Annotated in this window: 19 protein-coding genes and 1 tRNA gene; 6 read left to right on the plus strand and 14 right to left on the minus strand. The window is 70.5% G+C overall.

The genetic code is table 11. The features are described 5' to 3' along the window. Nucleotide 1 precedes the first annotated feature (1 nt). Genes AS25_RS01065 through AS25_RS01075 form a run of 3 tightly spaced genes read right to left on the minus strand, consistent with a single transcriptional unit; the run spans nucleotide 2 to nucleotide 3,017 of the window. Entirely contained in the window at nucleotides 2-1,177 is a 1,176-nt protein-coding gene (locus AS25_RS01065; protein ID WP_052160595.1) for a molybdenum cofactor biosynthesis protein MoaE, read from the minus strand. Next, entirely contained in the window at nucleotides 1,174-1,671 is a 498-nt protein-coding gene (gene moaC / locus AS25_RS01070) for a cyclic pyranopterin monophosphate synthase MoaC (RefSeq protein WP_035959890.1), read from the minus strand. Before moaC ends, AS25_RS01065 begins: the two co-directional genes overlap by 4 nt. Then, nucleotides 1,668-3,017: a molybdopterin molybdotransferase MoeA gene (locus tag AS25_RS01075; RefSeq protein WP_084117927.1), complete on the minus strand. Its 1,350-nt coding sequence runs from the start codon at nucleotides 3,015-3,017 to the stop codon at nucleotides 1,668-1,670. The genes moaC and AS25_RS01075 overlap by 4 nt, the downstream gene beginning before the upstream one ends. Nucleotides 3,018-3,083: 66 nt before the next feature. Between AS25_RS01075 and moaA the strand changes: the two genes are divergently transcribed. Genes moaA through AS25_RS01090 form a run of 3 tightly spaced genes read left to right on the plus strand, consistent with a single transcriptional unit; the run spans nucleotide 3,084 to nucleotide 5,743 of the window. Then, nucleotides 3,084-4,160: a GTP 3',8-cyclase MoaA gene (gene moaA / locus AS25_RS01080; protein ID WP_084117928.1), complete on the plus strand. Its 1,077-nt coding sequence runs from the start codon at nucleotides 3,084-3,086 to the stop codon at nucleotides 4,158-4,160. A 4-nt stretch (nucleotides 4,161-4,164) separates the two neighbouring features. Continuing rightward, nucleotides 4,165-4,428, plus strand: a complete 264-nt coding sequence (locus tag AS25_RS01085) for a MoaD/ThiS family protein (protein WP_035959901.1) — start codon at nucleotides 4,165-4,167, stop codon at nucleotides 4,426-4,428. 4 nt (nucleotides 4,429-4,432) lie between these two features. Continuing rightward, the gene (locus AS25_RS01090; protein ID WP_084117929.1) at nucleotides 4,433-5,743 is read left to right on the plus strand and encodes a molybdopterin molybdotransferase MoeA; all 1,311 of its coding nucleotides are present in this window, start codon (nucleotides 4,433-4,435) and stop codon (nucleotides 5,741-5,743) included. Between the two features lie 16 nt (nucleotides 5,744-5,759). Here the strand turns inward: AS25_RS01090 and AS25_RS01095 are convergent, their stop codons facing one another. From AS25_RS01095 to AS25_RS01120, 6 genes are all read right to left on the minus strand, one after another. Beyond that, nucleotides 5,760-6,926 (minus strand): GNAT family N-acetyltransferase, encoded by a 1,167-nt coding sequence (locus AS25_RS01095; RefSeq protein ID WP_035959902.1) that lies wholly within the window; start codon nucleotides 6,924-6,926, stop codon nucleotides 5,760-5,762. Between the two features lie 197 nt (nucleotides 6,927-7,123). After that, nucleotides 7,124-7,834 (minus strand): 50S ribosomal protein L1, encoded by a 711-nt coding sequence (rplA, locus tag AS25_RS01100; protein WP_035959904.1) that lies wholly within the window; start codon nucleotides 7,832-7,834, stop codon nucleotides 7,124-7,126. Nucleotides 7,835-7,920: 86 nt separating this feature from the next. Next, nucleotides 7,921-8,349: a 50S ribosomal protein L11 gene (gene rplK, locus AS25_RS01105; RefSeq protein WP_035959909.1), complete on the minus strand. Its 429-nt coding sequence runs from the start codon at nucleotides 8,347-8,349 to the stop codon at nucleotides 7,921-7,923. A gap of 136 nt (nucleotides 8,350-8,485) precedes the next feature. Then, the gene (nusG, locus tag AS25_RS01110) at nucleotides 8,486-9,358 is read right to left on the minus strand and encodes a transcription termination/antitermination protein NusG (protein ID WP_035959922.1); all 873 of its coding nucleotides are present in this window, start codon (nucleotides 9,356-9,358) and stop codon (nucleotides 8,486-8,488) included. Between the two features lie 45 nt (nucleotides 9,359-9,403). Continuing rightward, nucleotides 9,404-9,670, minus strand: a complete 267-nt coding sequence (gene secE / locus AS25_RS01115; protein WP_035959935.1) for a preprotein translocase subunit SecE — start codon at nucleotides 9,668-9,670, stop codon at nucleotides 9,404-9,406. 63 nt (nucleotides 9,671-9,733) lie between these two features. Beyond that, a tRNA-Trp gene (locus AS25_RS01120) sits at nucleotides 9,734-9,806 on the minus strand. Between the two features lie 360 nt (nucleotides 9,807-10,166). Between AS25_RS01120 and AS25_RS01125 the strand changes: the two genes are divergently transcribed. Both AS25_RS01125 and AS25_RS01130 read left to right on the plus strand, forming a co-directional pair. After that, nucleotides 10,167-11,387, plus strand: coding sequence for a pyridoxal phosphate-dependent aminotransferase (locus AS25_RS01125; protein ID WP_084117930.1), 1,221 nt, complete (start codon nucleotides 10,167-10,169; stop codon nucleotides 11,385-11,387). Beyond that, nucleotides 11,384-11,752: a hypothetical protein gene (locus tag AS25_RS01130; protein WP_052160598.1), complete on the plus strand. Its 369-nt coding sequence runs from the start codon at nucleotides 11,384-11,386 to the stop codon at nucleotides 11,750-11,752. The genes AS25_RS01125 and AS25_RS01130 overlap by 4 nt, the downstream gene beginning before the upstream one ends. A 189-nt stretch (nucleotides 11,753-11,941) precedes the next feature. On the opposite strand, the gene AS25_RS01135 is transcribed toward AS25_RS01130, so the two are convergent. The 3 genes from AS25_RS01135 to ppk2 form a co-directional block, all read right to left on the minus strand. Beyond that, on the minus strand, nucleotides 11,942-13,396 hold the full coding sequence (locus tag AS25_RS01135; RefSeq protein WP_052160599.1) for a PepSY-associated TM helix domain-containing protein: 1,455 nt from the start codon (nucleotides 13,394-13,396) through the stop codon (nucleotides 11,942-11,944). A 78-nt stretch (nucleotides 13,397-13,474) separates the two neighbouring features. Continuing rightward, entirely contained in the window at nucleotides 13,475-14,071 is a 597-nt protein-coding gene (locus AS25_RS01140; RefSeq protein WP_253270426.1) for a hypothetical protein, read from the minus strand. Nucleotides 14,072-14,142: 71 nt separating this feature from the next. Continuing rightward, nucleotides 14,143-15,054: a polyphosphate kinase 2 gene (ppk2, locus tag AS25_RS01145; protein WP_172644385.1), complete on the minus strand. Its 912-nt coding sequence runs from the start codon at nucleotides 15,052-15,054 to the stop codon at nucleotides 14,143-14,145. A 204-nt stretch (nucleotides 15,055-15,258) separates the two neighbouring features. Here ppk2 and AS25_RS01150 point away from each other — a divergent pair, with 204 nt between their 5' ends. Continuing rightward, entirely contained in the window at nucleotides 15,259-16,290 is a 1,032-nt protein-coding gene (locus tag AS25_RS01150; protein WP_035959970.1) for a 6-phosphofructokinase, read from the plus strand. 72 nt (nucleotides 16,291-16,362) lie between these two features. Here the strand turns inward: AS25_RS01150 and ygfZ are convergent, their stop codons facing one another. Continuing rightward, a complete protein-coding gene (gene ygfZ / locus AS25_RS01155; protein ID WP_253270427.1) occupies nucleotides 16,363-17,586 on the minus strand; it encodes a CAF17-like 4Fe-4S cluster assembly/insertion protein YgfZ in 1,224 nt (407 codons plus the stop codon). Then, a complete protein-coding gene (locus tag AS25_RS01160) occupies nucleotides 17,583-18,191 on the minus strand; it encodes a nitrobindin family protein (RefSeq protein ID WP_035959982.1) in 609 nt (202 codons plus the stop codon). Before AS25_RS01160 ends, ygfZ begins: the two co-directional genes overlap by 4 nt. Nucleotides 18,192-18,231: the final 40 nt, after the last annotated feature.

Raw genomic sequence — 18,231 nt, forward strand, 5'->3', positions numbered from 1 at the left:
CTCAGGCGTCCAGCCCCACCCAGTTGTGCTGCCCGTCCTCGAAGCTCTGCCGCTTCCAGATGGGCACGCGTTCCTTGATGAGGTCCACGAGCTGTGCGCACGCCTCGAACGCCTCGCGACGGTGTCCCGCGGCCACGGCCACCTCGAGCGCGCTGTCCCCCACGGCGAGCGCGCCGATCCGGTGCGCGGCCCACAAGCGCACGTCCGGGTGGGCGCTCGCGATCTCACCGACCACGTCCCGCATGACCTCGCCCGCGCTGGGGTGGGCGCTGTACTCAAGCGCCGTGACACCGTCCTTGCCGCCGTCGTGGTCGCGGATCACGCCGCTGAACCCGACGACCGCCCCGCACCGCGGGTGCTGGACCGCACGCTGCGCCTCGGCCGCATCCAGGGGGTCGGTCGTGACGAGCGCCAGCAGCACCTCGCCCGTCGAGGGCTCGGCGCCCGGCGCGGCGTCGTCGTCGGACGACGACGACGCTGCGGGCACCCGCGCGCCGACCGTGCCCGCGGCGGGGGCGGCGTCATGGCCGGGCACGTCCGTGCGCTCGGCGTGGCCCGGGGAGTCCGGGACCGCCGCGGGGACGACCTCCCCCTGCGCGGAGCGCGTCACGGAGCGGTCCTCCCCGTGACCGTGCACGTCCTCGAGCTGTGCGCTGATGTGGCCCAGCAGGGGGTCCAGCACGGTCATCCCGTCCTTGACGCCCCCGCGCGAACCCGGGAGGTTCACCATGAAGGTCTGGCCGGTGTGCCCCGCGACCCCGCGGCTCATCACGGCCGTGGGGGTCTTCTGCAGCCCCGCGCTCCACAGCGCGTGCATGATCCCCGGCGACTCGCGCTCCAGCACCCGGGCCGTGGACTCGGGCGTGACGTCGTCCGAGTTCAGTCCGGTGCCCCCGGTCGTGATCACGAACCGCGGGGCGGCAGGCCCGGACGCCGATGTGAGGTTGCGCAGCAGCTCGAGGACCTCGGGCCCGTCCGGGATCACGCGCAGCGTCACGTCCAGGCCGCGGCCCCGCAACCAGTCCCGCAGTAGCGGCCCGCAACGGTCCTCCGCCGCGCCCGACGCCGCCGAGCTGGACACCACGACCACCACGGCGCTGCGCCCCTCCAGGTGGGTGTCGCCCACCTCGTGTCGACGGGACGGACGGCCGTGGGCCGGATCCGCGTGCTCACTCATCGGGCGCTCCAATCGCCGCTCTTGCCGCCGGACTTGGCGAGCACGCGGGTGTCGGTGATCGTGGCCGCCTTGTCCACGGCCTTGATCATGTCGTACAGGGTCAGCGCCGCCATGCTCGCCGCGGTGAGGGCCTCCATCTCCACGCCGGTCACACCGCGGGTGCGCACGGTCGCCTCGATCACCACGCGGTCCTCGCGCGGGGTGAGGTCCACGGTCACCTTGCTCAGGGGCAGCGGGTGGCACAGGGGCACGAGGTCCGGGGTGCGCTTGGCGGCCATGATCCCGGCCACGCGCGCCACGGCGAGCGCGTCCCCCTTGGGCAGACCCCCCGAGGCCAGCAGGTCGATCACGTCCGGGCGGGTCACGAGCACGGCCTGCGCGGTGGCCTCGCGCGAGGTCACCGCCTTCTCGCTCACGTCCACCATGTGCGCCGTGCCGTCCTCCCGCACGTGTGTCAGGTGCTGTTGTCCGGGCTCCGGCTCTCGTTCGCTCACGCTGGCTCTCCTGTTCGTTCCGTTCCGTCTGCTGCGCCCGCGGGTACCGGGGCGTCGTCCGCGGGCAGCACGCCGCCGTCCACCGGCAGCACCGCCACGGTCGTCCCGGCAGCGAGTTCGTGCTCCCCGGGCGGGATGCGCACCAGGACGTCCGCATGGGCGGCGGCGCTCAGCAGGTGCGACGACGCTCCCCCCACGAGACGCACGCGCGGGACCGTTCCGTCCCCCGGGTGTTCCATACTCCCGCGGCGCAGCTGGGTCCTGGTGTCCAGCGGTCGAACCGCCTCGCCCAGTTCGGCCGTGAACCACCGCGCCGACGGGCAACACCCCCACGCGGCCGCGAGCGCGGGACGCACGAAGACCTCGCACGAGACCCACGTGCTCACGGGATTACCGGGCAGGCAGATCACGGGCACGCCACGGAACGTGCCGTGTCCCTGGGGGCCTCCCGGTTGCATGGCCACGTGGTCGAACCACGTGTCCCGGCCCTCCCGCTCGAGGCCCTGGCGCACGACCTCGAACGCGCCCGCGCTGATCCCGCCGCTCGTGATCACGAGGCGGGGTCGTGCCTCGGTGACAACGTGATCCAGGGCTCGCACGAAGGCGTCCGGGTCGTCGTCCACACGGACCCGGGTCACCGATTCGGCGCCCGCCTCGGACAACCACGCGGCCAGCAAGGGGCCGTTGGCGTCGTGGTACATCCCGGGGCGCGGCGCGTGCCCGTCGGGCGCGATCTCGTCCCCTCCGCTCACCACGACCACACGCGGTCCGGTGCGCACGGACACCTCGGTCCCCGGGCCCAGTCCGAGCGCGGCGCACGCACCGAGCGCCGCAGCCCCCAGCCGCGTTCCGGCGGGCAGCGCCACGGCGCCGCGGGCGACGTCGCTCCCGGCCGCTCGCACGAAGGTGCCCTCGGTGACGGACCGGGCGACGTCGGGGCTGATCGTCACGGCCGGGACGTCGAAGCGCGGGGGACGCACCCGTTCCACGGGGATCACCGCGTCCGCACCCTCGGGGAGCACGGCCCCGGTCATCACGGCGGTCGCGGTACCGGGTGTGTGCCGCACCGGTTCGGCACCCGCGGGCCGCACGTCCGCGACGGGCAGTTCAATCGCTTCAGCATCCCCCGGCTGGGGCGGGATGGAGGGGGTCAGATCGGCCACGCGCACCGCGAACCCGTCCATCTGCGAGTTCGCCAACGGCGGCAGGTCCGCCTCCGCCACGAGGTCCCGGGCGAGCACGCGTCCCGCGGCGCGAGCGAGGGGCAGGAGTGCGGCGTCGTCGTGGGACGCCGAGTTGAGCAACTCGACCAGCGTGCGCTGGTGCATTTCGATACAGCGGGACATGGCTCCAGGGTAGCCACCCCGCCGGGGGTTCCGCCCGTGCTGGGGGCAGCACCTACACTGGACGGTATGTCCGTTTTCCTCGGTAATCCCCATGTCCTCCCCGTTCGCGGGGTGCCCACGCAGGGGCCGTTGACGGACCGCTTCGGACGTACCGCCACGGACCTGCGCATCTCCATCACCGACAAGTGCAACCTCCGGTGTACGTACTGCATGCCCGCGGAGGGCATGCAGTGGCTGCCGCGTGAATCGTTGTTGACGGTCCCGGAGATCGTGCGCCTGGCCGCCATCGCCGTCTCGGACTTCGGCGTGCGGGAGATCCGACTCACGGGCGGGGAACCGCTCATCCGCCCCGATCTCGAGGAACTCGTGGCCGCCCTGACCGAGCGCATGCCGGGGATCCCCGTGTCCATGACGAGCAACGGCATCGGACTCGCCGCGCGTGCCCAGGCCCTCGCGGACGCCGGGATGACCCGCGTGAACATCTCCCTGGACACCCTGTGCGCGGACACGTACGAGAAGCTCGCCCGCCGCGGACGGCTCACCCAGACGCTCGAGGGCGTGGCCGCCGCCCAGGAGGCCGGCATGAGCCCGGTCAAGCTCAATGCCGTGCTGATGCGCGGGGTCAACGACCACGAGGCTCCCGAGTTGCTGCGCTGGGCCCTGGACCACGACTGCGCCCTGCGCTTCATCGAGCAGATGCCCCTGGACGCGGACCACGGCTGGACCCGGAAGAACATGGTCACGGCCGCCGAGATCCGCGAAGCCCTCTCCCGGGACTTCGACATCACTCCGGACACCGCACCCCGCGCGGGCGCCCCCGCGGAGAAGTACCTCGTGCGGGAACGCGGCGGGGACACCGTGGTGGGGACCGTGGGGATCATCGCGTCCGTCACGGAACCGTTCTGCGAGGACTGCACGCGCACCCGGATCACCGCGGAGGGCCACGTGCGCTCGTGCCTGTTCTCCCACCACGAGACGGATCTGATGCACCTGTTGCGCTCGGACGCCTCGGACCGGGACATCGCCCAGCGTTGGCGCGATGCGATGTGGGTCAAGCCGCGCGCCCACGGGATGGACCACGCCGGTCTCGACTCCGGGGACTACGTCCAGCCCGACCGCAGCATGAGCGCGATCGGGGGCTGAGACCGTGCTCGTGCGTTATTTCGCCGCTGCCGCTGCCGCGGCCGGGACCGAGGAAGAGCACGTGGAGACCACCACGGCCCTGACCCGCTCCGAGCTGCAGCAATTGTTGGTCACCCTGCACCCCGTGGCCCCACCGGGCGAACGCACGCTGGCCCAGGTGTTGCCGCAGTGCTCGTGGCTCGTGGACGGTGTGGCCGCCCGGGCCCCGGAGTCCCCGCTGGCCCCGGCCGCCACGGTGGACGTCCTGCCGCCCTTCGCGGGGGGCTGATCGGATGCCCGGTCCCACCCCACCCGCGTGGAGCAGCGGTCTCGAACCCCTGCATCATGCGGCGCGCGACGCCGCCCGGGCCCTCGCACACCGGGCCGGTTCGGCGCTCGCGGACTCCCGGCCCGGCGGCGCGGTCGATGTGGTCCCCCTGGACCGGGCGGCGGGTCGCACCGCGGCCCACGACGTCCGCGCAGCATGCCCCGTCCCGCACTACGCCTCGAGCGCGATGGACGGGTACGCGGTCCACGGACCGGGACCGTGGCGCGTCGTCGCCCCGGGCTCCCGCGCAGGGGGATCCGACGGGCGACGACTGGATGATCACCCGACCGACCGCGCTACGCCGTCCTCGGGCACGCCGCTGCCGAGTGCCGCGTCCGCTGTCACTCTCGCGCCCGGCACGGCCGTCCCCGTGGTCACGGGTGGGGTGATCCCGGACGGCACCACCACGGTCATCCGCGAGGAGTTCGCAACCCGCCGCGGTGACGTCCTGGAACTGTCCCAGGGGAGCCCGCGCACGGAACTCGCGGGCAGGCACATCCGCCCCGCAGGAACGGAATGCGCCGAGGGCGAGACCGTGGTGCGGGCGGGCACCGTGCTCTCCCCCGCGCACGCGGCGTTCCTGGCCGTGGCCGGACGGGACGACGTGCCGGTGCATACCGTCCCGCGCGTGGCCCTTCTGCTCACGGGTTCCGAGGTGCGTACCAGCGGGCTCCCGGCTCCGGGGTACGTGCGCGATGCGTTCAGCATGTCCCTGCCGCCCATGGTGGAGGCCTTCGGCGGGCGCACGGTCACGGTGCGCCGCGGTCCCGACGACGCCGCGGCGCTGCGTTCGCTGTTCCGCGAACTGAGTGCCGAGCACGACCTCGTGGTCACCACGGGTGGCACGTCCCGCTCGCGCGCGGACTTCGTACGCCCCCTGGTGCAGGACGAGTGCCACGTGCTCGTGGACCAGCTGGATCTCATGCCCGGTCACCCCACGTTGTTCGGGGCGGCACGGGACACGGCGGTGCTCGCACTGCCCGGCAATCCCCTGGGTGCCATGGTGGCGTTCCTGCTGCTGGGCGGGGCGTTCCTGACCGGTCATCTGGGTCGCGATCCGCAACCTTTCGCCCCCGCGATCGCCGGGGAGGATCTGGCCGGTGCCCGCTCCGAACGACTGCTTCCGGCCCGGCGGCACGAGGACGGCTGGGTGCCGTGCCGCGCGGTGGGCTCCAACATGGTGCGCGGACTCGCCGAGGCGCAAGGGCTGTTGTCCGTGCCCCGGGACGGGCTGGTCCGCGGACAGGAGACCGTGGTGCTGCCCCTGCCGTGGTGAGTGACCGGCCCGGCGATCAGTGGATGCTGAAGTCCTGCTCCCAGATCGCGGACTGACCGGCGTCCCGGAAGCCGAGCTGGGCGTTGACCCAGTTCATCCGGTCGTTGCCGCTGTGGGTCCACGAGTACACGGTCCTGACCTCGGGGGCCACGTTCGCGAGCTGCTCGAGGTTGGCGAGCTTGAGCCGCATCCCCAACCGGTGCCCGCGGTGGGTACGCACCACGAGGGTCTCGTCCTGCAGCGCCAGGGCCGGGCGGTGCTGCGCCAGGATCAGTTCGGTCATCCCCACGAGTTCGCCCGTGCGCACGTCCTGGATCACGGCCATCAGGGACCGGTCGCCGTCCTCCTGCCGCAACTGTTCCGTGCGGCGCACCCGCGCGCCGTCCCACGGATCCGGGTCCGCCACGATCGGTCGCACGAACGAGTCCGTGGGGATCTTGGCGTGCAGCTGCGCGAGCGGGGCCAGGAGCTCGTCCGGGGCCTCCCCCACCCACGTGTGCAGGCGGTAGTGGTCCGCGAACGGCACGGCCTCGAGGGATTCGTGGATGCGCGCGGCGCGCTGTTCGTCCAGCGGCACGGGCAGGAGCGCGAAACTGCTGACCGTGCGCAGGGTGTACCCGGCGTGCTGGGCGAACCTCGTCTGGCGGTGGCTCGCGGGCAGGCGCCCGGAACCATCGGCGGCGTCGAGCCACTGGACGGGAGTCACGGGGCTCGCACCGCCGTCGGCCGTACCGTCCGCACTGCCGTCCCCGGGGCCGGAGGGATCGCGCGCCTCGGACGCGGGGTGCTCGGTCACGAGCCGGATGAACCGGCGGGACTCACCCCGCGCGAGTTGCTCGGCCGCGCTCAGAAGACCGCGCCCGATCCCCTCGGAAGTCTCGTCCGGGGCCACGTCCACCACGATCTGCGCCATGTCCGTGTCCGCGATCAGGGGCATCCGCACCTCGGCGCGTCCCACGAGACGGTCGTCGAGGTACGCGCACAGGATGTTCACGCGCTCGTAGGGGTCGTGCAAGTCCCGGAAGATGTCGTGGGCGCCGTTGCTGAGCTGACCGGTGCCCCACACGTGTCGCCGGGAGGACTGCACGAGCGCGGCCACGCGCCCCAGGACCCGCTGCGCCTCGTCGTCGAAGGTGTCGGGGATGCGCAACAACTCGATGCGTACCGGTGACGGCTCCGTCACAGTGCTCTCCTTCCGCGCCGCCCGGCCGGGACGGCACCCGGGCGACGGGCCCCGTCCTCGGAACCCGGCCTCAAGTACATCATGAATTCGTAACGGTGTTTTCCGCCGTCCCAGGAAAGAAGGGTCCGGCCGGTGACGGCACGGACCCTTCCCTCGACGGCAGGGAACGCGAGCGTTCCCCCGTTACGTACCTGCGATCACGCCTGGGTCGTGACCTCGGTGGCGTTCGGGTCCACGGGGATGCCCGGGCCGAACGTGGTGGCCACGGTGGCCTTGGTGATGTAACGACCCTTGGACGCGGCCGGCTTCAGACGAAGCACCTCTTCCAGCGCCGCACCGTAGTTCTCGGCGAGCTTCTGGGCGTCGAAGGACGCCTTGCCGATGATGAAGTGCAGGTTGGAGTGCTTGTCCACGCGGAAGTCGATCTTGCCGCCCTTGATGTCGGACACGGCCTTGGCCACGTCCATCGTCACGGTGCCGGTCTTGGGGTTCGGCATGAGGTTACGGGGACCCAGGATCTTGCCCAGGCGACCCACCTTGCCCATCATGTCCGGGGTGGCCACGGCGGCGTCGAAATCGGTCCAACCGCCCTGGACCTTGGCGATCAGGTCGTCGGAACCCACGAAGTCCGCACCGGCGGCCTCGGCCGCGGCGGCCTTGTCACCGGTCGCGAACACGACCACGCGGGCGGTCTTGCCCGTGCCGTTGGGCAGGTTCACGGTGCCGCGGACCATCTGGTCCGCCTTGCGGGGATCCACACCGAGGCGCATGGACACCTCTACGGTGGAATCGGACTTGCTGTTCTCGGCCAGTTCCTTGGCCAGGGCGACCGCCTCGGCGGGAGCGTAGAACTTGCCCGCCTCGATCTTCTCGGCAGCTGCCCGGTATGCCTTGCTGCGCTGTGCCATCTGCTTGTTCTCCTTGTGCAGTTGTGGTCAGCGGGCCGCGCTCGGCCCTGCCACGATGGTTGTCTTCGTTACGAGCTCGGGAGAGCTCAGTTGACCTCGATGCCCATGGAACGGGCGGTGCCGGCGATGATCTTCGCGGCGGCCTCGACGTCGTTGGCGTTGAGGTCTTCCTTCTTGGTCTCGGCGATCTCACGGACCTGGTCCATGGTGATCTTCCCGACCTTGTTGGTGTGCGGGACACCGGAGCCCTTGGCGACGCCGGCGGCCTTCTTGATCAGCTGCGCGGCGGGCGGGGTCTTGGTGACGAACGTGAACGAGCGGTCCTCGTACACGGTGATCTCGACCGGCACGATGTTGCCGCGCTGGGATTCCGTGGCCGCGTTGTAGGCCTTGCAGAATTCCATGATGTTGACGCCGTGCTGACCCAGCGCGGGACCCACGGGGGGAGCCGGGTTGGCGGCGCCCGCCTGGATCTGCAGCTTGATCAGGCCTGCGACCTTCTTCTTGGGAGCCATGTGATGGTCCTTCTTCTAGCTGTGCGTACCGCCGCACAGGAGCGTACGACGGCGGGTGGTCGCCGTGGCGCGGCGACCGAACGGAAACACCCCGGACCAAAGCACATCCGGGGCCGGTTTCCGAAATCTTGTGGGACTAGATCTTGGTGACCTGGTCGAAACCGAGGGTCACGGGGGTCTCGCGTTCGAAGATGGACACCAGCACCACGAGCTGCTGGGATTCCACCTTGATCTCGGAGATCGTGGCCGGGAGGGTCTCGAAGGGGCCCTCCTTCACGATCACGGACTCGCCGACCTCGAAGTCCACGGTGACCTGCTGGGCGCCACCCTGGGCACCCGCGCCGGATCCGGCGGTCTCGCCCAGGCCCTTGGCCTTCTCGGGGGTCTCGAACGTGGGGGCGAGCATGTCGAAGACCTCGTCCAGGCGCAGCGGCACCGGGTTGTAGGCGTCCTGGCCCACGAAGCCCGTGACACCCGGGGTGTGGCGCACCGCGCCCCAGGAGGCGTCCGTGAGGTTCATGCGCACGAGCACGTAGCCGGGGATCCGCACGCGGCGCACGGTCTTGCGCTGCGAGTTCTTGATCTCCACGACCTCTTCCATGGGCACCTCGATCTGGAAGATGTCCTCTTCCATGTTGAGGGACTGGATGCGGGTCTCGAGGTTGGTCTTCACGCGGTTCTCGTACCCCGCGTAGGTGTGGATCACGAACCAGTCGCCCTCTTGACGGCGCAACTTGGCCTTGAACTCCTCCACGGGGTCGACATCGTCCTCGGCGGCTTCCGCGGTCGCGGCGGCGTCCTCGGTGGGCACGGGCACGGCCTCACCGTTACCCTCGGCGACGTCCAGGTCCGCTTCCTGCACGGTCTGCTCGTCGGTGTCCTGCTGCGGATCCGTGGCTTCGGTGGTCTCGGACGTGCTCTGCGCCGACTCGTCCCGCGCAGCGTCCGCCATCAGGGAGTCGAGCTGAGCGGGCTGGGTGTCGTCGTTGTCGAGCTCGTGGTCGGTCACCGGGGATTCCTGCTTTCTGTGGACGTCTGGAAGTGGTGGAAGGACTTACTGGGCCTGGTCGCCGTTACCGAACAGCCAAATGGCCACCTGACCGAAGCCCAGGTCCAACAGGGAGATCAACACCATCATGAACGCCACGAACACCAGCACGACCAGGACGAAGTTGACCAGTTCCCGGCGGGACGGGGTGACGACCTTCTTGAGCTCGCCCACGACCTGACGGATGAACAGCCAGATCCGGCCGAAGATCCCACGCTTGTGATCGGAACCCGCAGGCTGACCCGGGGTCTGTCCTGTGACGGTGTGCGACATCGGCTCTCCCCTGCGTGAAGCAACTTCTCGGCGGTGGTGTACGTGCCGTTGTGGGTCCTGAAGCAGGGCAGACAGGACTCGAACCTGCAACCTGCGGTTTTGGAGACCGCTGCGCTACCAATTGCGCCACTGCCCTTCGACACCGTGTCGCCCTCATGCGCGACACGAAATCCGGTGCCCGAGCCTATCATCGGCCCGTCATCCCGCCGCCGAGAGTGGATCACGGCGCAGGGAGCACCGCACGGGTGGCGGCACCAACAGACCATGGTACGCGCCCGCCGCGTCCCGTGCAAAGCCCGGGCCGGGCCACCTAAGCTGGGGAGCGGCGTCCGCGCCCGGCTCGGCCCCCGGGCCCCGCCCGGTTCGCGGGCGGGTACGCCTGCGGGCCACGAGCCGGTCCGTCCTCGCGGACGACCCGGTCGGTCCGCGCAGCGCAGTCGGTCCGAACAGCCCAGTCGGTCCACATAGTCCACCTAGTCCAGTCAGCCCAGGAGAGATGATCACCATGTCACCAGCGCAGCAGCGCATCTCGCGTCGGATCGCGGCGATCGCGGAGTCCGCGACCCTCGCCGTGGACGCCAAGGCCAAGGCCCTCAAGGCCGAGGGGCGGCCCGTGATCGGTTTCGGTGCGGGCGAACCGGACTTCGCGACCCCCGACTACATCGTGGCCGCCGCCGCGGAGGCCCTCGAGGACCCCAAGAACTTCCGCTACTCCCCCGCCGCGGGACTGCCCGAGCTGCGTTCCGCGATCGCGCAGGCCACGCAGCGCGACAGCGGCTGGGCGGTGGAGCCCTCCCGGGTGCTCGTGACCAACGGCGGCAAGCAGGCCGTGTACCAGGCCTTCCAGACGGTCGTGGACGACGGCGACGACGTCCTGCTGCCCGCCCCGTACTGGACCACCTACCCCGAGGCCATCCGGCTGGCCGGCGGCAATCCCGTGGAGGTCTTCGCGGGTGCTGAGCAGGACTACAAGGTCACGCCCGAACAGCTCGAGGCCGCGTACACGGAACGCACCAAGGCCCTGTTGTTCTGCTCGCCGTCCAACCCCACGGGTGCGGTCTACACCGCCGAGGAGACCCGGGCCGTGGGCGAGTGGGCCGCGTCCAAGGGCATCTTCGTGATCAGTGACGAGATCTACCAGCACCTCACGTACGACGACGTGGAGTTCACCTCCATGGCCCAGGCCGTCCCCGAGCTGCACGAGCACCTGATCCTGCTCAACGGTGTGGCCAAGACCTACGCGATGACCGGATGGCGTGTGGGGTGGCTGGTCGGTCCCGCGGATGTCGTCAAGGCCGCGACCAACCTGCAGTCCCACCTCAGTTCCAACGTGAACAACGTGGCCCAGCGCGCGGCCCTGGCCGCCCTGAACGGGCCCATGGACCAGGTGGAGCGCATGCGCGAGGCCTTCGACCGGCGTCGCCGGAAGATCGTGGAGGGGCTCAACGCGATCGACGGCGTGGTGTGCCCCACCCCCACCGGCGCGTTCTACGCATACCCGGACGTCACGGCGCTGTTGGGCCGCGAGTTCGCGGGCGTCACGCCCACCACGAGCGCGGAGCTCGCGGAACTGATCCTCGAGAAGGCCGGGGTGGCCGTGGTCCCGGGTGAGGCCTTCGGTCCGTCCGGGTACCTGCGCCTGTCCTACGCCCTGGGCGACGACGATCTCGCCGAGGGCCTGTCCCGTCTGCAGGACTTCCTGGGAGGCACCGAGTGAGCGTCAAAGAAACCTTGCACGAGCTGGACGAACTGCTGCCCTCCGCCGTGGCCCTGCCCAGCTCGGCCGTGGTGGCCGGCGGACTCATCGGTGGATACGCCGTAGCCCGGTGGAGCGGTGTCCGCGCCCTGGGCGGTGCGGTCCTGCTCGTGAAGGGCGTGGTCGCCGGGCGCACGTGGTACCGCTCCGCGGGACCCGCCACGACCGCGGGCCTGAGCGTGCTGTACCTCGCCGGGTTCGGACTGTCCCACCCGCTGGCCAAGAAGATCGGCGCGTGGCCCTCGGTGTTCACCGTGGCCGCGGTCAACGCCGCGGCCTCGTGGGCGCTCGTGGACCGGCACAACTTCCGGCGCGACGCCGCCTGAGGCCTCTCACGCGGATGCACCCCCGGCGCACGCACCCCCGACGGCGGATGTCCGCTGCCGGGGGTGCTGTCCGTTCAGGGGTGCCCTTCCTTCACGGGGCGCCGTCAGTTCAGGCGGTGCGATCCGTTCGGGGGACGCCGCCCGCTCGGGGTGCGCCGCCCGTTCGAGAAGCGCCGCCCGTGCAGGGGATCATTGCGCGGCTTTCCAGGCCGAGCGGCGTCGTACGACGGCGGCGATGACGAGATCCACCGCGAGGAACGCAACGAGCGAGATGCCCAGCAACGACACGAACAACCCCGCGCCCAGACCCACCGCGAGCAGCAGCGGCCACGTCCACGGCGGAGTGCTGCGCAGCGCGCCGCGCGGGGGCACGGGGCCGAAACCCGCGCCCGCGGCGCGCGTGGGACGGCGGCGCCACCACATGACGTAACCGCCCACCACCAGGACCACGAGGCCCACGGCCAGGACCGCGAGCGCGATCTGGTTGGGCAGACCGAACAGCAGACCCATGTGCGCGGCGATCGCCCACTGCGTGAGCTTCGCGGGCAGGCCCCATTCGGAGAAGCGCACGTGGTCGGTGACCCGCAGGCTCTCGGGGTCCACGGCCATGCTGTCCACCTGGGTGGGCCACGACCGGTCGTTCTCGGCCACGGTCCACGCCGCGTCCCGGGACGCGGCGGGGCGGATCTCCACGAGCTGCGAGTCCAACCCGGCGGTGCGCGCGGCCGTGAGCACGGCGTCGAACGACGCGGACGGGTCCGTGTGACCCTGGTGCCCCTGGTGGCCGTGGTGCTCGGCGTGTTCGTCCCCGGCACCCTGCTGCGGCGCGGAGCCCGGCAGGGCCGTGGACACCTTGGGGGTGGTCCAGTGCAACGCGCTGCGCAGCTGCGACACGTTCTCCCCCGCGTACGCGGACCACGTGAGTCCCGACGCCGCGAGGAACAGGAAGCCGAGCGCGAGCCACACACCCGTGGCCGTGTGCCACGACCGCGTCCGGCGATACGCGTTGGCCTCTCCCTGGCGCGGCACCAGGGTGACCCGGGCGCGGCGGCCCCGACCCATGCGGCGTCGGTGCAGCACCACGAGCACGACGCCGCTGACGGCCATCACACCCAGCCACGAGGCCGCGAGCTCGCTGTAGAGCCGCCCGGGCTCACCCAGCAGCAGGTCCCGGTGCAACCGGTCGATCGTGGTGCGCAGCGGCAGTGCACCGCTGGTCCCGTAGACGGTCATGTCCCCCACGACCCGGCCGGTCCCGGGGTCCACGAAGATCCCCCGGGACTCTGAGCGGCCCAGGGAGGGGTCGGCGAACATGACGCGCGTGGTGCCACCCTCGGCGGCGGGGCGCACCGCCACGGGTGCGTCGTCCGTACCGATCTCGCGCTGGGCGGCCCGGACCTGCCGGTCGATGCTCCACGGGGCCTCGGATTGCGTGCCGGTGAGGGCGTCGGCGTAGACCGCCCGTTCGAGTTGCGGTGTGAACACGTACAGCAGCCCGGACAGGGCGGCGATCATCAGGAAGGGCCCCATGAGGATTCCCGCGTAGAAGTGCAGTCTTCGTAGCAGGGCCATGAGCCAGGCGTGGGAGGGGCGCGCACCCTCGCGGGCGCGCTCGGACGACGGTGCGTCCAGTGTTGCGGACATGATGAAGTACCTCTCGATGACATGTGGTGAGGACACCCGGCGGACGAGTGCCCGGGGTGTGCTCGGAAGGACAGCGGCTCAGACGGAAAGAGCCGGCGGTCCGCGTCGAGAGATGATGCGCACGGGTGACCACGTGCGCGGGGGCAGGAGGTAGGCCAGGGGTACGGGCCGTGGCGCGTGACACGGCACGAGCGCCGGGACCGCGAGCGCCAGGGCGGTGAAGAACACGCGTGCGGCGGCATGCGCGAGCCGCCACCACCCGTCCTCCGCGTGCCGGATCAGCACGAACGTGAGGACGGCCGCGCCCACGTGGGCCCACACCATGGGGTCGTGACCCATGGCCAGCGGGTCGGCAGGGGCCAGGGTTTGCGCGTCCATGACGTGAGCGTGGTGAGCGTGGCCGTGCGCATGCATCGTCCCCGACATGTAGGAGGACGATCCCGCGGCATGACCGCCCAGCGAGAACGGCGCGTGGAAGGGCAGCTGGCTCAGCGCCACGACACACGCGGTTCGTACGGCGCCGAGACGCCGCCCGGCGAGAAGCACGCACACGAGCCCCGCGATCGACAGGGTCAACGCCAGGAGGGCCACGTTCGGCGGGTTCGGGTCCACCGCGTAGTGGGACGTGGCCTCGCACAGGGTGGATACGCCAGCGGCCGCCCAGCCACGAATCAATCAGGCCGGGCGGCTCACGGGGGTGGAACCAACCATGGACGCTTCCGGGGAACGGTGGGAGGAGCCGGGTGTCAGTCGTCCACGGCGTCGCGGCCGCGGCGCACGATCAGCGGGTCTGGCGGGTACACCACGGAGGTGTCCTTGTCCTCGTAGTCGAACTGGTTGAGGAAGAAGCGCATGGCGTTGAGGCGGGCGCGCTTCTTGTCGTTGGACTTGATGGTGATCCACGGGGCGTGGTCCGTGTCCGTGCGGCGGAAGGTCTCCTCCTTGGCCACGGTGTAGTCCTCCCAGCGGTCCAGGGACGCGAGGTCCATGGGCGAGAGCTTCCAGCGGCGCACCGGGTCGATCTGGCGGATCGCAAAGCGCGTGCGCTGCTCGTGCTGCGTCACCGAGAACCAGAACTTGGTCAGGTGGATCCCCGAGTCCACGAGCATCTTCTCGAACACGGGCGCCTGCAGCATGAAGCTCTCGTACTGCTCGTCCGTGCAGAAGCCCATCACGCGCTCCACGTTGCCGCGGTTGTACCACGAGCGGTCGAACAGCACGATCTCACCGTTGGTGGGCAGGTGCTGGATGTAGCGCTGGAAGTACCACTGGCCCTGCTCGCGGTCCGAGGGCTTGTTCAGGGCCACCACGCGGGCGGCGCGGGGGTTGAGGTGCTCGGTGAAACGCTTGATGGTCCCGCCCTTGCCCGCGGCGTCCCGACCCTCGAACACGATCACGTGTTTGAGGTCGTTGTCCTGACCCCAGTACTGGAACTTCAACAGTTCGATCTGCAACTGGTACTTCTCGAGCTCGTAGTCCTCGCGGGACATCCGCTCGTCGTACGGGTACCCCTCACGCCACGTCTCCACCGCGCTTCCACCCGGGTCGATCAGATCGGGGTCCGGGGACTGCCCGTCCCGCACGGTGTAACCCTGGTCCACAAGCTTGTCGATAAACTCGCGCAGGTTCTCCCGGGCCGGTTCTTGCTGGGCGGTCATAACGTCCTCCTGGTGGCCTGACATCGCGAACGGCGTGTTCACAGATCCTCCCCCGATCTTAGTTGTCCACATTAACCACGGGTGGACGGGACCCACCATGTGCCGCGCATCCGTTTATCCGGTGTCCCGGGCAACGCCGAGCGCGCATTACTAGGATGGAAGGGGAACAACGATACGACACGACAGAGGGGAACTGAGGCACACATGCGAATCGGGCTCATGACCAGCGGCGGGGACTGCCCCGGACTCAACGCGGTGATCCGCGGCGCGGTGTTACACGGCATCAAATCTTTCGATCACGAGTTCGTGGGCTTCCGGGACGGCTGGCGCGGCGTCGTCGAAGGGGACATCATCGACTTGCCGCGGCAGAGTGTACGCGGCCTCGCGCGCCAGGGCGGGACCATCCTGGGCACCTCGCGCACCAACCCCTTCGACGGCCCCCAGGGCGGTCCCGAGAACATCGCCAAGGTCCTGGAGCGTCACGGGATCGACGCCGTGATCGCGATCGGCGGCGAAGGCACCCTGGCCGGCGCCAAGCGGCTCGCGGACGCGGGGCTGCCCGTGGTGGGCGTGCCCAAGACCATCGACAACGACCTGCAGGCCACCGACTTCACGTTCGGTTTCGACACCGCGGTCTCGATCGCCACGGATGCGATGGACCGGCTGCGCACCACCGGCGAATCGCATCACCGGTGTATGGTCGCGGAGGTCATGGGCCGCCACGTGGGCTGGATCGCGCTGCACTCCGGCATGGCCGCCGGCGCGCACGCCATCCTGATCCCCGAATTCCGGGAGTCCATGGAGCAGGTTTCCGAGTGGGTCCGTGAGGTCCACGAGCGTGGCCGCTCACCGCTCGTTGTCGTGGCGGAGGGCTTCATCCCCGACGACCGCGAGGAGGCCATCGCGGGCAAGGGCACCGAGGCGTCCGGGCGCCCGCGGCTGGGGGGCATCGGGGACTTCGTGACGCGGGAGATCGAGGAGAACACCGGCATCGAGACCCGCAACACGATCCTGGGTCACATCCAGCGCGGTGGCGCGCCCACCGGCTTCGACCGTGTCCTGGCCACGCGACTGGGGATCGCCGCCGTGGGGATGGCCACCGAGAAGCAGTGGGGCAAGATGTGCGCGCTGCGCGGCACGGACGTGGTGCGCGTGGACTTCTCCGAGGCGCTCGACGGGCTCAAGGTGGTACCGCAGGACCGCTACGACGAGGCCAAGGTGCTGTTCGGTCGCTGAGCCCCGACTCGTGGTGGCGCCCCATTCCCCTCCGAGGGGAACGGGGCGCCATCACATATCAGTCGTGTTAGGTCAGAGCCGCATTCCACCGCCGCGCGGACCGCGCATGAGCCCCTGGGCCCGGCCCACCACGGACCCGGCATCCGGGGGGACCACCACGGTCTGGGCGGCGGCCCACTGTTCGGCGGGTGCGTCCGCGGACGTGCCGCCCGCGGCGTCGTCGGACGCGCCGTTGCCGTTCGATGCGGCCTCCTCCGAGCCCTGCACGACGGTGTCCCGCACGGTGAGCACCGCGTCCGGGGCGACCGAGCGTTTGAGCACGGCGAGCGCGATGGGGCCGGCCTCGTGGTGCAACTGGGCCGCGGTCACGCGACCCACGACCTTGCCGTTCAGCTCGACCGTGGCCCCGGGGCCCGGGAGCGTGTGCTGGGAACCGTCCAGGTCCAGGAACGTGAGCCGGCGCGGCGGGTGGCCCAGGTTGTGCACGCGGGCCACGGTCTCCTGGCCCTTGTAGCAGCCCTTGGCCAGGTGCACGGCGGTGCGCATCCAGTCCAGTTCGTGCGGGATGGTCTTCTCGTCCGTGTCCGCGCCCCAGCGCGGCCGCCAGGCCTCGATCCGCAGGGCCTCCGCGGCCCACGAACCGGCGAGCGAGTACCCCTGTTCCTCGAGACCCGCGACCGCGGTCTCCAACGACGCGAGCGGAATCAGGTGTTCGTACCACGAGCGCGCGGCACCCGGGTGGTCCTCGGTCACGGCGTAGGCGTGACCGCCCGCGCCGACGCCCGGCCACGGGTCGTGCCACACCAGCACGGGGTTGGTCTGGGCGGGAAGCAGCTCACGAAGGTCCCGCGTGGCGACGAGCACCGCCCAGCGGTCACTGACGTCCTCGATCTCCACCCGCAGGGCGAAGCGCATGGTGGTCAGCCAGTCGGCGAGCCCTGCGGCCTCCCGGGCCTCGGTGATCAACCACGTGGTCCCGCCATCGTCGACCACGTGCGGAGCGAATTCCACGCGGCCCTGGATGCTCAGGAAGAGGGTTTCGGTACTGACTCCCGGGGTCAGTCCGGTGAGCACCTGCGACGACAAGGTGGTGAGCCAGCTCAGTCGATCGGGGCCACTCACGGTCACGACGCCGCGCTGGGACTGGTCCACCACGGCCCTCCCCCGGGCCAGGGCGCGCTGTTCGTGCACGGGGGCGCCGTAGTGCGCCGCGACCCCCTCGTCCAGCGCTTCCGCGGTCACGGCACCGTGGCGGTGCAACAGGACGGAGGAGTATGAGGGTGCGGTGTCAGTCACTTCTGGGGTTCGACCTTGCTCAGTTCGGCGGAAGCGTGCGTAGCGAGTTCGTGGCCCTGCGCGGCCATGTCCCACGCCCACATGAGGTGGTTGTTGACGAGCCCGTAGAGCCGGGTCCCGGAGACGTACTCCTTGGCACCGCGGGCGCGGATCACGGCGTCCGTGCTGAGGTCCACGCGCGGGCCCTTGATCTGGCCCAGGTACAGCTCGGCGACGCCGCCGGGCTGGGCGATCGTCACGGAGATGTCGAAGCCGCCGTCCGCGTTGCGCAGGTCCTCGACGTCCTGTGCGGACTTGAGCACGGGCACGGGGTCCGGCGGGAGCATCCCGGGTCCGATGTCGCCGTCCTCACGAGGACGGGCGAGCTCCCAGAACCCTTGTTCGTACGTGGCCTCGCGCTGGGGTTCGCCCTCTTCGTTGAGCAGCGTGGTCTGCGCGCGGTAGATCATGAACGGTAAGCCGGTCTGTTCGAACGTGACGCGTTGCCGGAAGGCACGTTGTTCGGCGTCGCCGTATCCCATGAAGCCGTTGCCCTCCCACGTGCCCAACAGCCATGCGAAGGGAACGAGTTCGGGGGTCAGGTCCGTGGGGATCTCGACGGGCACGAGTTACAGCTGGCCCTTGAAGAGGCTGAACACGACCTTC

The organism is Kocuria marina (genome assembly GCF_000786655.1).
GTDB classification, from domain to species: domain Bacteria; phylum Actinomycetota; class Actinomycetes; order Actinomycetales; family Micrococcaceae; genus Kocuria; species Kocuria marina_A.